Raw genomic sequence first — 13,283 nt, 5'->3', positions numbered from 1 at the left:
ACTCCAGAGCAGGCAGCAACCTGGCGCTGCCTGCCCCTACCCTTTGTATCGACTGTCATGTTCTGTTTTGCCCCGACTCCACCTGCCATGCGTCTTGCCGTGAGGGCTGCTGGCTTGCGCTGGCTCGGCGCCGCAGCCGCCTTCGCACTGCTGGCTCTGACTGCAATGCTGCTGCCAGCGCAGCGGGCCCATGCGGGCGAGCCGGTATTCAGCGCCGTGCAAAGCCGCCCACTGCCCGCGCGCGAGCAGCCCTGGCCGCACAACAGCTTCATCGTGCTGTCCTACCACGATGTGGATGACCACCAGGCCGACCAGCGCTTTCTGGCCGTGACCACGCACAAGCTCGTGGCCGAGCTGGCCTGGTTGCGCGAAAACGGCTACCAGGCCGTATCCGTGCAGCAAATCCTCGATGCGCACGAAGGCAAGACGCCGCTGCCGCCCAAGGCCATCTTGCTGACCTTTGACGACGGCTACCGCAGCTTCTACACCCGCGTCTTCCCGCTGCTCAAGAGCTACCAATGGCCCGCCCTGCTGGCCCCGGTCGGGCACTGGGTCGGCGCGCCGGATACACAGCCGGAGATCGACTTCGGCGGCCTGAACGTGCCGCGCAAACACTTCAGCAACTGGGAGGAAATCCGCGAAATGCACGCCAGCGGCCTGGTGGAGATCGCCGCGCACACGCAGAACCTGCATTTCGGCCATGTGGCCAACCCGCAGGGCAACACCCAGCCAGCGGCAGCCACCCTGCGCTACGACCCGAGCCGCCAACGCTATGAAACCCCGGCCGAATTCGAGCAGCGCCTGGATGCCGACATCCGCGCCATCAGCCGCAACATCGAAGCCGCCACCGGCCAGGCCCCGCGCGCCTGGGTCTGGCCCTACGGCGCCATGAACGGCAAGGCCTGGGCGCTGGCCAAAGCCCAGGGCTACCGTCTTTCGTTCAGCCTTGACGAAGGGCTGGCCCATGCCAGCCAGCTCGACAACATCCCACGCTTTCTGATGGGCGAGGACCAGAGCCTGGAGCAGTTCGCCTCGGCCATCGTCAACATCCAGCAACGCAGCCCGCAGCGCATCACCCACGTCGATCTGGACTACATCTACGACCCCGACCCCGTCCAGCAGGAGAAAAACCTCGGCCAGCTGGTGCAGCGCATCCACGACCTGCGCATCACCACCGTGTACCTGCAGGCCTTTGCCGACCCCGAAGGCGACGGGCTGGTGCGCTCGGTGTACTTCCCCAATCGCGTGCTGCCCATGCGCGCCGACCTGTTCAACCGCGTGGCCTGGCAGCTGCGCTCGCGCGCCGGGGTCAAGGTCTTTGCCTGGATGCCAGTGCTGAGCTTCAACCTGGACAGCAGCTACCCGCGCATCGCCCGCGCCGAGCCGCCGCAGCCCGACCAGCTGCAAGGCAAGACGCTGCCCCCGCACGACGGCGGGCAGGACTACCCGCGCCTGTCGCTGTTCGATGCGCGCGTGCGCCAGGCCATCCAGACCCTGTATGCCGATCTGGCCTGGCACGCGCCCTTCTCCGGCATCGTGTTCCACGACGACGCGCTGCTGCGCGAGGACGAGGACGTGAGCGCGCCGGCGCTGGCGGCCTACCGCGCCGCCGGCTTTGAAGGCCCCTTCCCCAAGACCGATGCCTCGCAGCCCGAGCAGCAGCGCTGGATGCGCTTCAAGACCAAGGCCTTGACCGACTTCACGCTGGAGCTTCTGCAAACCGTGCGCGCCATCCGCGGCGCTGACGTGCAAAGCGCGCGCAACCTCTACGTCAATACCCTGCTGCAGCCCGAGAGCGAGCGCTGGTTCGCGCAAAACTACCAGCAGGCCCTGTCCGCCTACGACTGGGTCGCGCCGATGGTCATGCCACTGATGGAGCAGGTGCCCGAGGCAAAAATCCTGCCCTGGCTGGATCAGGTCGTGGCCAGCGCAGCGCGCATCCCAGGCGCGTTGGACAAAACCATCTTCGAAATCCAGAGCGTGGACTGGCGCAAAAGCGGCGCCGAGCGCGCCATCGCCCCCGAGCGGCTGGCGCAATGGCTGCGCCGCCTGAGCATGCAGGGCGCGCAGCACCTGGGCTACTACCCCGACGACTTCATCGGCGAGCACCCGCCGCAGGGCATGCTGCGCCGCCACTTCTCGCTGTACTGGTTCCCCGCGCCATGAATCGCCGCAGTCTGACCATCCCCGCGCTGCTGGCCATGCTGCTGGGCCCGCTGCTGGCCGCCTGGCTGTTCAGCCTGGAGGCCGTGCTCAGCTTCGTGCTCTATTACCCGCTGTTCATGTCCTGCATCTGGGTCTCCGGCGGGCTGCTGTTCTGGTGGCGTTGGGAGCGCCACTGGCCCTGGGGCGAGCGCATGCCGCCCCCGCAGCTGCCGGGCAACCCGCTGATCTCCATCATCGTGCCCTGCTTCAACGAAGAGCAACACGTGCGCGACACCATCGGCGCGGCGCTGACGCAGCGCTACCGCCACATCGAAGTCATCGCCGTCAACGACGGCTCCAAGGACGGCACGGCCCGCATCCTCAACGAAATGGCAGCGCTCAACCCCAAGCTGCGCGTCATCCACCTGGCGCGCAACCAGGGCAAGGCCATCGCGCTGCAAATGGGCGCACTGGCCGCGCGCAGCGAATACCTGGTCTGCATCGACGGCGACGCCATGCTGGCCGCCGACAGCGCCGCCTACATGGTCGCGCCCATGCTGCACCTGGCGCACGTGGGCGCCGTCACCGGCAACCCGCGCATCCGCACGCGCAGCACCCTCATCGGCCGCATCCAGGTGGGCGAGTTCTCCTCCATCATCGGCCTGATCAAGCGCACGCAGCGCATTTACGGCCGCATCTTCACCGTCTCCGGCGTGGCTGCGGCCTTCCGCAAGCGCGCCCTGCACCAGGCCGGCTACTGGAGCAGCAACATGATCACCGAGGACATCGACATCAGCTGGAAGCTGCAAATGAGCGGCTGGAGCACCTTCTACGAGCCGCGCGCGCTGTGCTGGATCCTCATGCCCGAAACCATCAAGGGCCTGTGGCGCCAGCGCCTGCGCTGGGCCCAGGGCGGCGCCGAAGTGTTCATCAAGAACCTGCCTGTGCTGGCGCAGTGGAAACACCGCCACATGTGGGGCCTGGCCGCCGAGTTTGCCTTGTCCACCTTCTGGGCCTTCTGCCTGTTCTACACCCTGCTGTTCCAAATCGTGGACTGGCTGCTGCCGCTGCCGGCCAGCTGGCACCACCCGGCGCTGGCGCCCACGGCCTTCACCGGCGTCATCCTGGCGCTGGCCTGCCTGATCCAGATGCTGGTCAGCCTGATGATCGAGCGCCGCTACGAACGCGGCCACGGCGGCACGCTGATCTGGACCGTCTGGTACCCGGCCGCGTTCTGGCTGATCGGCTTTCTCACCTCCCTGGCCAGCTACCCCAAGGTCATGCTGCGCAAAAGCCAAAAGCGCGCCCGCTGGACCAGCCCCGACAGGGGGATTGCCCATGGCTGAGAGCCGCCGCCGCAAGCACTACCGCAACCTGCCGCCGGCCATCGGCCCGGCAGCGCTGCCGCCGTACCTGACGCACCAGCGCCTGGTGCTGCAACCGGACACGCGCTCGCCGCGCTATGCCGTCGAAACCTTCATCACCTTGCTGATCTGGGCCGGGCTGATCTATGCCACCGTGCTCTATATCGGCGGCCACCCCGAGAAAGAACACGGCGGCTGGCTGGGCATGCTGGCGCACCTGTTGCGCAGCATGGGCATCATCGCCCTGGTCTACAGCGCCCTGCTGCTGCTGGATCTGTTCATCATGGCGCTGTGGGCCAGCCTCATCCGCCTGCTGGGCGCGCGCTCGAAAAAGAACGCCCAAGAACTTGAAGAGCGGCGCCTGATGCGCGCCTTCGAAGTCTCGCGCACCATGTTCGACCGCCTGCAGCAATCCAACGTGGTGACCATCTTTCACGACGAGCTGGGCGACATCGAATCCATCCGCGCGGGCCACCACGTGCTCGGCGAGGAAGATGGCCTGTCACAACTGCCGCCCGAATCCTTCCTGCCCACGGCCTGGAACAGCCTGCTGCCCGAAGAAGAACTGCACAGCACCTACCACCTGCCAGGCCAGGAGCTGCCCATCGGCATGCGCTGAGTCTGCCCTCGTCCCCAAGCACTGTGGGCCCGCAAAGATCCATCACCCGCCCTTCGACATGCCCTCATCCGCCCCTCGCTCCCGCATCGGGCGCTTTCAAGCCTTCGACGCCCTGGCCACGCTGCTGGCCGTGGTCGATGGCAACGGCCGGGTGCTGTTCGTCAACGCCGCGCTGGAAGATACGCTGCACCTCTCGCGCCAGCATCTGGTTGGCCAGCCGGTGTTTCATCTCGCTGGCAATGCGGCGGCGCTGCGCGGCGCGCTGCAAGGGGTGGCGCAGCAGGCGTTCGCCTCGCTGCGCTACGACGATGAGCTGCACGGCCCCGGCAGCGAAGCCTTGCCGGTGCACGTGACCATCTCCGCAGGCGAGTGCGATGGGGAGTTTCTGCTCGAATGCCTGCCGCGCGCCCAGCAAGCGCGGCAGGACCACGAGGAGCGTCTGCTGGACCAGACGCAAGCCAGCAAGGAGCTGCTGCGCAACCTGGCGCATGAGGTGAAGAACCCGCTGGGCGGCATTCGCGGCGCGGCGCAACTGCTGGAGATGGACCTGGGCCACGACCCCGGCCTGCGCGAATACACCCAGGTCATCATTGGCGAGTGCGACCGCCTGCAAGCGCTGGTGGACCGCCTGCTGGAGCCGCACCGCCACCGCCAGCGACTGGCGCCCGTCAACATCCACGAAGTATGCGAGCGCGTACGCGCCCTGGTGCTGGCCGAGTTTGCCCCAGGGCTGCGGCTGGAGCGTGATTACGACATCTCCATCCCGCCCCTGCATGGCGACCGCGAACAGCTCATCCAGGCCGTGCTCAACATCACGCGCAATGCCGCGCAGGCGCTGGCCGCGCGCCGCGCGGCAGGCGATGCGCTGATTCGCTTCAAAACCCGCGTGGCACGGCAAATCACCATCGGCAAAACCCGCCACCGGCTGGCCCTGCGGCTGCACATCATCGACAACGGCCCCGGTGTGCCCGAGGCCATTCGCGGCCGGGTGTTCCTGCCCCTGGTCTCAGGCCGCGACGATGGCACCGGCCTGGGCCTGGCGCTGGCGCAAACCTTCGTGCAACAGCACGGTGGCCTGATCGAGCTGCACAGCCAGCCCGGGCAGACCGATTTCTGCCTTCTCCTTCCCCTGCCCTGACGCCCCTGGCCCATGACCGCCCACGCTGCCACTGCCCCGCCCTCCGTCTGGATCGTGGACGACGATCCCTCCATCCGCTTCGTGCTGGAAAAAGCGCTGGCGCGCGAGCGCCTGCCCACGCGCAGCTTCAGCCACGCAGGCGAGGCGCTTCAGGCGCTGACCCAGGCCGCCAAGGATGCGACTGGCCAGGCGCCGCAGGCGCTGGTCAGCGACATCCGCATGCCCGGCGGCTCCGGGCTGGAGCTGCTGGCGCAGATCAAGGCCCGGCTGCCCGGCCTGCCGGTCATCATCATGACCGCCTATTCCGATCTGGAAAGCGCCGTGGCGGCCTTTCAGGGCGGCGCATTCGAATACCTGCCCAAGCCCTTCGACGTGCCGCAGGCCGTGGCGCTGATCCGCCGCGCCATGCAGAAAAACCCGCCCCCCCCGCAAACCCAGCCGCCCGCCCCCGCCGCGCCTGAAATGCTGGGCCAGGCCAGCGCCATGCAAGAAGTGTTTCGCGCCATTGGCCGTCTCTCGGCCAGCCATGCCACGGTGCTCATCACCGGCGAATCGGGCAGCGGCAAGGAGCTGGTGGCGCGCGCACTGCACCGGCACTCGCCGCGCGCGGACGGCCCCTTTATCGCCATCAACACCGCCGCCATCCCCAAAGATTTGCTGGAAAGCGAGCTATTCGGCCACGAGCGCGGCGCCTTCACCGGCGCACAGGCCCTGCGGCGAGGACATTTCGAGCAGGCCGAGGGCGGCACGCTGTTTCTGGACGAGATCGGCGACATGCCATTGGAGCTGCAAACGCGCCTGCTGCGCGTGCTCTCTGACGGGCACTTCTACCGCGTGGGCGGGCACAGCCCCATCAAGGCCCAGGCGCGCGTCATCGCCGCCACGCACCAGAGCCTGGAGCAGCGCGTGGCCGCCGGCGCCTTCCGCGCCGACTTGTTCCACCGTCTCAACGTCATCCGCCTGCGCCTGCCGCCGCTGCGCGAACGCCGCGAAGACATCGCCCCGCTGGCGCAGCACTTTCTGCGCGCCAGCGCCCAGCAGCTGGGGGTGGAGGCCAAGCGCCTGAGCCCGCACGCGCTGCGGCAGCTGGAGGACTTCGACTTCCCCGGCAACGTGCGCCAGCTGGAAAACATCTGCCACTGGCTCAGCGTCATGGCCCCCGCCACCGTCATCGAAGCCAAGGACTTGCCGCCCGAGGTGCTGGCAGCGCAGGCGACGCCGCTGGCGCAGCCAACGCCCGAGTCCGCCCATGCCCTGCCATCGGGCAACGGCAGCAACACTGCCACCAACGCTGGCAGCGCTGCCAGCGCCCCCCATGAAACGGCCTGGGAGCAAGCCCTGCACGGCCATGCCCTGGCCCTGCTGGCCCAGAGCCAGCCCAATGTCTGGGAACAGCTCATGCACCGCGCAGAAGCGCAACTGCTGCGCGCCGCCCTGGCCAGCACCCAGGGCCGCCGCATCGAAGCCGCGCAGCGCCTGGGTATTGGCCGCAACACCCTCACCCGCAAGCTCCAGGCGCTGGGGCTGGATGACGGCAGCTGATCCTCGCGCCGCAGGCCAGGCGGCGCTTCACGCCTGTCGCCCAAAGGGCGATCCGCGAATGCATCAAAGAGGCAGGTCACTGAAGCCCATCAGGAACTCGTCAACGGCGCGGGCGGCTTGCCGGCCTTCGCGGATCGCCCAGACGACCAACGATTGGCCGCGGCGCATGTCGCCTGCGGCGAAGAGTTTGGGCACGTTGGTGGCGTAGCCGCCGGTGGGCTCGGCGCTGGCCTGGGCGTTGCCGCGCGCGTCGGTTTGCACGCCAAAGGCGGCCAGCACGCTGGGCACGGGGCTGACGAAGCCCATGGCCAGCAGCACCAGGTCGGCCTTGAGGGTTTGCTCGCTGCCGGGCACTTCGCGCATCTGGCCGTCTTGCCATTGCACGCGCACGGTGTTGACGGCGGCAACGCGGCCTTTGTCCTTGCCTTTGCCGGGCACGAAGGCCTTGGTGGCGATGGCGAATTCGCGCGTGCAGCCTTCTTCGTGGCTGGTGCTGGTGCGCAGCTTGAGGGGCCAGTAGGGCCAGGTCAGGGCTTTGTTTTCCTGCTCGGGCGGCATGGGCATGAGCTCGAACTGGGTGACTTCGGCGGCGCCCTGGCGGCGGCTGGTGCCCACGCAATCGCTGCCGGTGTCGCCGCCGCCGATGACGATGACGTGCTTGCCCTCGGCGCGGATCTGGCCGGGCAGCGCGTCGCCCGCGTTGACTTTGTTTTGCTGGGGTAGGAACTCCATGGCGAAGTGCACGCCGTCCAGCTCGCGGCCGGGCACGGGCAGGTCGCGGCTTTGCTCGGCCCCGCCGGTGAGCAGCACGGCGTCGAACTGGGCCATCAGGGTTTCGGGAGCGATGGTTTCACCGGCCCAGTTGGTGACTTTGCTGCCCGCGCCCAGGCCCTCGGGGCCTGCAACGAGCACACCGGTGCGGAAGGTGACGCCTTCGGCCTGCATTTGCGCAATGCGGCGATCGATGTGGCTTTTGTCGAGTTTGAAGTCTGGGATGCCGTAGCGCAGCAGGCCGCCGGGGCGGTCGTTTTTCTCGAACAGGGTGACGGCATGCCCGGCGCGCGCCAGTTGCTGCGCGGCGGCCAGCCCGGCGGGGCCGGCGCCGACAATGGCGACGCGCTTGCCGGTTTTGTGCGCCGCAGGCTGGGGCTGCACCGCCCCGGCTTCCCAGGCGTGGTCGATGATGGCCTGCTCGATGGATTTGATGCCTACGGGCTGGTTGTGGATGTTGAGGGTACAGGCGGCCTCGCAAGGCGCAGGGCAGATGCGGCCGGTGAATTCGGGAAAGTTGTTGGTGCTGTGCAGCACCTCCAGCGCGCTGGCCCAGTCCTGGCGGTAGATCAGGTCGTTGAAGTCCGGGATGACGTTGCCCAGCGGGCAGCCGTGGTTGCAAAACGGTGTGCCGCAGTCCATGCAGCGCGCGCCCTGGGTCTGGGCCTGGGCGTCGTCAAGGGCGATGACGAATTCCTTGTAGTGCTTGAGCCGGGCCTGCACGGGCAGGTAGCCGGGCTCGATGCGTTGGTATTCCAGAAAGCCGGTGGGTTTTCCCATGATCGTGGTTCCTTTTTCGGTGTGTGCGGGCAGCCTCAGGCCCGCTGGCCGCTGGCGCGGGGGGCTGCCTTGGCGCTGTTTCTTGATCCGTCCTTGGGAGCGGTTTCAGCGGTTTCAGCGGCTGGATCGGCTTGATCGGCCTGGGCGGGCGGGCGCTGGCGGCGCGCGTGCAGATCGGCCAGGGCGCGCCGGTATTCGTGAGGGAAGACCTTGACGAAGCGGCTGCGCGCGGCCTGCCAGTTGTCCAGCAGCTCGCGCGCGCGGCGGCTGCCGGTGGCGCGGTGGTGCGCTTCGAGCAGGGCGCGCAGCTGGGCGTCGTCGCTCTGGCCCTGGTGCCAGATGGCGCGGTCGATGCACGCTTCGTGCTCGTCGTGCGGCAGCACGCGCTCCAGGCTGACGCTGGCGGTGTTGCAGCGGCTGGCGAACAGGCCATCTTCGTCATAGACGTAGGCCACGCCGCCACTCATGCCGGCGGCGAAGTTGCGGCCCGTTTTGCCGAGCACGGCAACGGTGCCGCTGGTCATGTATTCGCAGCCGTGGTCGCCCACGCCTTCGACCACCGCCGTGGCGCCCGACAGACGCACGGCAAAGCGCTCGCCCGCCACGCCAGCGAAGAAGGCCTGCCCGCTGGTGGCGCCGAACAGGGCCGTGTTGCCCACGATGGTGTTGCGCGCGGCCTCGCCGCGAAAGTCCAGGCTGGGGCGCACGGCAATGCGTCCGCCCGAGAGGCCCTTGCCGGTGTAGTCGTTGGCCTCGCCGATCAGGTACAAGGTGATGCCGCGCGCCAGAAAGGCGCCGAAGGACTGGCCGCCCACGCCTTCGAGCTGCACGTGGATGCTGTCATCGGGCAGGCCCTCCGGGTGCAGGCGGGTGAGCGCGCCCGAGAGCATGGCTCCCACGCTGCGGTGGACGTTGCGCGCGGCTTCGATGAAGCGCACGCGTTCGCCTTTTTCAAGGGCCGGGCGGCTGCGCTCGATGAGCCGGTGATCCAGCGCCTTTTCCAGGCCGTGGTCCTGCGCTTCGGCGTGGCGGCGCGGCACCTCATCGCCCACGCTGGGCTGGGCGAACAGGCGCGAGAAGTCCAGCCCCTTGGCCTTCCAGTGCGCCACGCCCTGGCGCATGTCCAACAGGTCGCTGCGACCCACCAGCTCGTCAAAGGTGCGCACGCCCAGCTGGGCCATGATCTGGCGCACCTCCTCGGCCACGAAGAAGAAGTAGTTGATGACGTGCTCGGGCTTGCCAGCGAACTTGGCGCGCAGCGCCGGATCTTGCGTGGCCACGCCCACGGGGCAGGTGTTGAGGTGGCACTTGCGCATCATGATGCAGCCTTCCACCACCAGCGGCGCGGTGGCAAAGCCGAATTCGTCGGCCCCCAGCAGCGCGCCGATGACCACGTCGCGCCCGGTTTTCATCTGGCCGTCGGCCTGCACGCGAACACGCCCGCGCAGGCGGTTGAGCACCAGGGTTTGCTGGGCTTCGGCCAGGCCAATCTCCCACGGGCTGCCCGCGTGCTTGATGCTGGACCAGGGCGATGCACCGGTGCCACCGTCGTGCCCGGCGATGACCACGTGATCGGCCTTGCACTTGGCCACCCCGGCGGCGATGGTGCCCACGCCCACTTCGCTGACCAGCTTGACGCTGATGTCCGCGTGTGGGGCCACGTTCTTCAGGTCATGGATGAGCTGGGCCAGGTCTTCGATGGAGTAGATGTCGTGGTGCGGCGGCGGCGAGATCAGGCCCACGCCGGGCACGCTGTGGCGCAGGCGGCCGATGTAGTCGGACACCTTGCCGCCGGGCAGCTGGCCGCCTTCGCCGGGCTTGGCGCCCTGGGCCATCTTGATCTGGATCTGGTCGGCGCTGACCAGGTATTCGGCAGTGACGCCAAAGCGTCCGGAGGCCACCTGCTTGATGCGGCTGCGCAAGGAATCGCCATCTTGCAGCGGCAGGTCCACCGCGACGTTTTCCGCGCCGATCACGCTGCCCAAGGTTTCGCCCGCGCGGATGGGGATGCCCTTGAGCTCCTGGCGGTAGCGGCGCTCGTCCTCGCCACCTTCGCCGGTGTTGCTCTTGCCACCAATGCGGTTCATGGCCACGGCCAGCGTGGCGTGCGCCTCGGTGCTGATTGAGCCCAGCGACATGGCGCCGGTGGCGAAGCGCTTGACGATTTCGCTGGCAGGCTCAACTTCTTCCAGCGCGATGGCGCGCGCCGGGTCGGTCTTGAACTCGAACAGGCCGCGCAGCGTCATCAGGCGGCGGCTCTGGTCGTTGATGAGCCGGGCGTATTCCTGGTAGGTGGCAAAGCTGCCCGCGCGCGTGCTGTGCTGGAGCTTGGCGATGGCGTCGGGCGTCCACATGTGCTCCTCGCCCCGCGCGCGCCAGGCATATTCGCCGCCCGCATCCAGCATGCGCGGCGTGGGGGAAGGCCCGGCGGCAGACGCATCGTGGCCGAAGGCGGCTTGGTGCAGGCGGATGGCTTCCTCGGCGATTTCGAACACGCCCATGCCTTCGACCGGGCTGGCGGTGCCGGTGAAGTACTGGCTGACCGTCTCGGCGTTGATGCCCACAGCCTCGAACAGCTGCGCGCCGCAGTAGCTCATGTAGGTGCTCACGCCCATCTTGGACATGATTTTGGACAGCCCCTTGCCCACGGCCTTGATGTAATTGGCCACCGCCTTTTCGGGCGCCAGCGCGCCCGTCAGGGGCTGATGCATGTCGTGCAGGGTTTCGATGGCCATCCAGGGATGCACGGCCTCGGCGCCGTAGCCAGCCAGCACGGCAAAGTGGTGCACCTCGCGCGCGGTGCCGGTTTCCACCACCAGGCCCGTGGCCGTGCGCAGGCCCGCCTGAACCAGGTGCTGGTGGATGGCTGAGAGCGCCAGCAGCGCCGGAATGGCGATGCGGTCGGCGGCCACGTCGCGGTCGCTGACGATGAGGATGTTGGCGCCATCGCGCACGGCATCCACGGCGCGCGCGCACAGCGAGGCCAGGCGCGCCTGCACGCCGTCGCGGCCCCAGGCCAGCGGGTAGGTGATGTCGATCACCGCGCTCTTGAACTTGCCGTGCGTGAGCGCGGCAATGTCGCGCAGCTTGGCCATATCGGCTGCGTCCAGCACGGGCTGGCGCACCTCCAGCCGCATCGGCGGGTTGACCTGGTTGATGTCCAGCAAATTGGGCTTGGGGCCGATGAAGGACACCAGGCTCATCACGATGGCCTCGCGGATCGGGTCGATGGGCGGGTTGGTGACCTGCGCGAAGAGCTGGCGGAAGTAGTTGTACAGCGGCTTGCTGCGCGGCGAGAGCACGGCCAGCGGGCTGTCGTTGCCCATGCTGCCAATGCCTTCTTCGCCGTGTGCGGCCATGGGCGCGAGCAGGAATTTGAGGTCTTCCTGCGTGAAACCGAACAGCTGCTGGCGCTGGCGCAGCGCCAGTGCGTGCGCAGGCAACGGCGCGGCGGCCACAGCGGCCGGGGCGGGCACGCTGTCCAGGCGCACGCGCAGGTTGTCGCTCCACTGCTGGTAGGGCTTGGCGCCAGCCACGCTGGCCTTGATCTCCTCGTCGTCGATCATGCGGCCTTGCTCCAGGTCGATCAGCAGCATCTTGCCCGGTTGCAGGCGCCATTTGCGCACGATGCGGCTGTCGTCAATGGGCAGCACGCCCGCTTCGGAGCCGAGGATGACCAGGTCGTCGTCGGTGACCCAGTAGCGCGAGGGCCGCAGGCCGTTGCGGTCCAGCGTGGCGCCGATCTGCCGGCCATCGGTGAAAACCACGGATGCCGGGCCGTCCCACGGCTCCAGCATGGCCGCGTGGTATTCGTAGAAGGCGCGGCGGCGCGCGTCCATGCCCGCGTGCTGCTCCCACGGCTCGGGGATCATCATCATCATGGCCTGGCTGAGCGGGTAGCCCGCCATGGTCAGCAACTCCAGGCAGTTGTCGAAGGTGGCCGTGTCGGACTGGCCGGCAAAGCTGATGGGGTAGAGCTTGTGCAGGTCATCGCCCAGCACCGGGCTGCGCATCACGCCCTCGCGCGCGCGCATCCAGTTGTAGTTGCCCTTGACGGTGTTGATCTCGCCGTTGTGCGCCACGTAGCGGTAGGGGTGTGCCAGCGCCCATTCGGGGAAGGTGTTGGTGGAAAAGCGCTGGTGCACCAGCCCCAGGGCGGAGACGCAGCGCGCGTCCTGCAAGTCCAGGTAATACGTGCCCACCTGGCGGGCCAGCAGCAAGCCCTTGTAGATCACGGTACGGCTGCTCATGCTGGGCACGTAGTATTCCTTGCTGTGCTTGAGCCCCAGGCGCTGGATGGCGGCGCTGGCGGTCTTGCGGATCACGTACAGCTTGCGCTCCAGCGCATCCTGCACGATCACATCGCCGCCGCGGCCAATGAAGACCTGGCGGATCACGGGCTCCTTCTCGCGCACCGCCTCGCTCATGGGCATGGCGCGGTCCACCGGCACATCGCGCCAGCCCAGCAGCGTCTGGCCCTCGGCCTTGATGGCGCGCTCAAGCTCCTGCTCGCAGGCGCGGCGGCTGGCGTGCTCCTTGGGCAGAAACACCATGCCCACGCCGTACTCGCCCGCCGGGGGCAGCGCCACGCCCTGCTCGGCCATTTCCGCGCGGTACAGCGCATCGGGGATCTGGATCAGAATGCCCGCACCATCGCCCATCAACGGGTCGGCGCCCACCGCGCCGCGGTGGTCAAGGTTTTCCAGGATTTGCAGCGCCTGGGTGACGATGGCATGGCTTTTGACGCCCTTGATGTGGGCCACAAAGCCCACGCCGCAAGCATCGTGTTCGTGGGATGGGTCGTACAAACCCTGCTGGCGCAGTGGCTGCGCTTCAGACGCCTGGCTCATGGCGTACTCCTTCTTGTTCGGTTTTCGGTGGGGCGCTTCGGTGGGTCGGATTGGCGGCGGCGGTCGGCAGCGCC

Annotated in this window: 7 protein-coding genes; 5 read left to right on the top strand and 2 right to left on the bottom strand. The window is 68.0% G+C overall.

Translation table 11 applies throughout. The annotated features are described in order from the left end of the window. Window positions 1-165: 165 nt before the first annotated feature. From pgaB to ntrC, 5 genes are read left to right on the top strand one after another with little or no spacing between them, the layout of a single operon-like run. Entirely contained in the window at window positions 166-2,166 is a 2,001-nt protein-coding gene (gene pgaB / locus CK620_RS00120; protein ID WP_179290520.1) for a poly-beta-1,6-N-acetyl-D-glucosamine N-deacetylase PgaB, read from the top strand. After that, window positions 2,163-3,491, top strand: a complete 1,329-nt coding sequence (gene pgaC, locus CK620_RS00115) for a poly-beta-1,6-N-acetyl-D-glucosamine synthase (RefSeq protein ID WP_095548621.1) — start codon at window positions 2,163-2,165, stop codon at window positions 3,489-3,491. Before pgaB ends, pgaC begins: the two co-directional genes overlap by 4 nt. Continuing rightward, a complete protein-coding gene (locus CK620_RS00110; protein WP_095548620.1) occupies window positions 3,484-4,128 on the top strand; it encodes a PgaD family protein in 645 nt (214 codons plus the stop codon). The genes pgaC and CK620_RS00110 overlap by 8 nt, the downstream gene beginning before the upstream one ends. Window positions 4,129-4,186: 58 nt before the next feature. Then, a complete protein-coding gene (gene glnL / locus CK620_RS00105) occupies window positions 4,187-5,266 on the top strand; it encodes a nitrogen regulation protein NR(II) (protein ID WP_095548619.1) in 1,080 nt (359 codons plus the stop codon). A gap of 12 nt (window positions 5,267-5,278) precedes the next feature. Beyond that, a complete protein-coding gene (ntrC, locus tag CK620_RS00100; protein ID WP_095548618.1) occupies window positions 5,279-6,808 on the top strand; it encodes a nitrogen regulation protein NR(I) in 1,530 nt (509 codons plus the stop codon). A 63-nt stretch (window positions 6,809-6,871) separates the two neighbouring features. Here the strand turns inward: ntrC and CK620_RS00095 are convergent, their stop codons facing one another. Beyond that, entirely contained in the window at window positions 6,872-8,359 is a 1,488-nt protein-coding gene (locus CK620_RS00095) for a glutamate synthase subunit beta (protein ID WP_095548617.1), read from the bottom strand. A gap of 35 nt (window positions 8,360-8,394) precedes the next feature. Next, the gene (locus tag CK620_RS00090; RefSeq protein WP_095548616.1) at window positions 8,395-13,209 is read right to left on the bottom strand and encodes a glutamate synthase-related protein; all 4,815 of its coding nucleotides are present in this window, start codon (window positions 13,207-13,209) and stop codon (window positions 8,395-8,397) included. Window positions 13,210-13,283: the final 74 nt, after the last annotated feature.

The sequence above is a fragment of the Vandammella animalimorsus genome, from assembly GCF_002285285.1.
GTDB lineage: Bacteria > Pseudomonadota > Gammaproteobacteria > Burkholderiales > Burkholderiaceae_C > Lampropedia > Lampropedia animalimorsus.
The sequence above is the reverse complement of the archived record's forward strand: the minus strand, read 5'-3'. Positions and strand labels throughout refer to the sequence as shown.

Coding starts and splice junctions, on each gene's coding strand:
- CK620_RS00095 (WP_095548617.1), bottom strand. CDS start 8,359: ATGGGAAAACCCACCGGCTTTCTGGAATACCAACGCATCGAGCCCGGC.
- pgaB (WP_179290520.1), top strand. CDS start 166: ATGCTGCTGCCAGCGCAGCGGGCCCATGCGGGCGAGCCGGTATTCAGC.
- CK620_RS00090 (WP_095548616.1), bottom strand. CDS start 13,209: ATGAGCCAGGCGTCTGAAGCGCAGCCACTGCGCCAGCAGGGTTTGTAC.
- pgaC (WP_095548621.1), top strand. CDS start 2,163: ATGAATCGCCGCAGTCTGACCATCCCCGCGCTGCTGGCCATGCTGCTG.
- glnL (WP_095548619.1), top strand. CDS start 4,187: ATGCCCTCATCCGCCCCTCGCTCCCGCATCGGGCGCTTTCAAGCCTTC.
- CK620_RS00110 (WP_095548620.1), top strand. CDS start 3,484: ATGGCTGAGAGCCGCCGCCGCAAGCACTACCGCAACCTGCCGCCGGCC.
- ntrC (WP_095548618.1), top strand. CDS start 5,279: ATGACCGCCCACGCTGCCACTGCCCCGCCCTCCGTCTGGATCGTGGAC.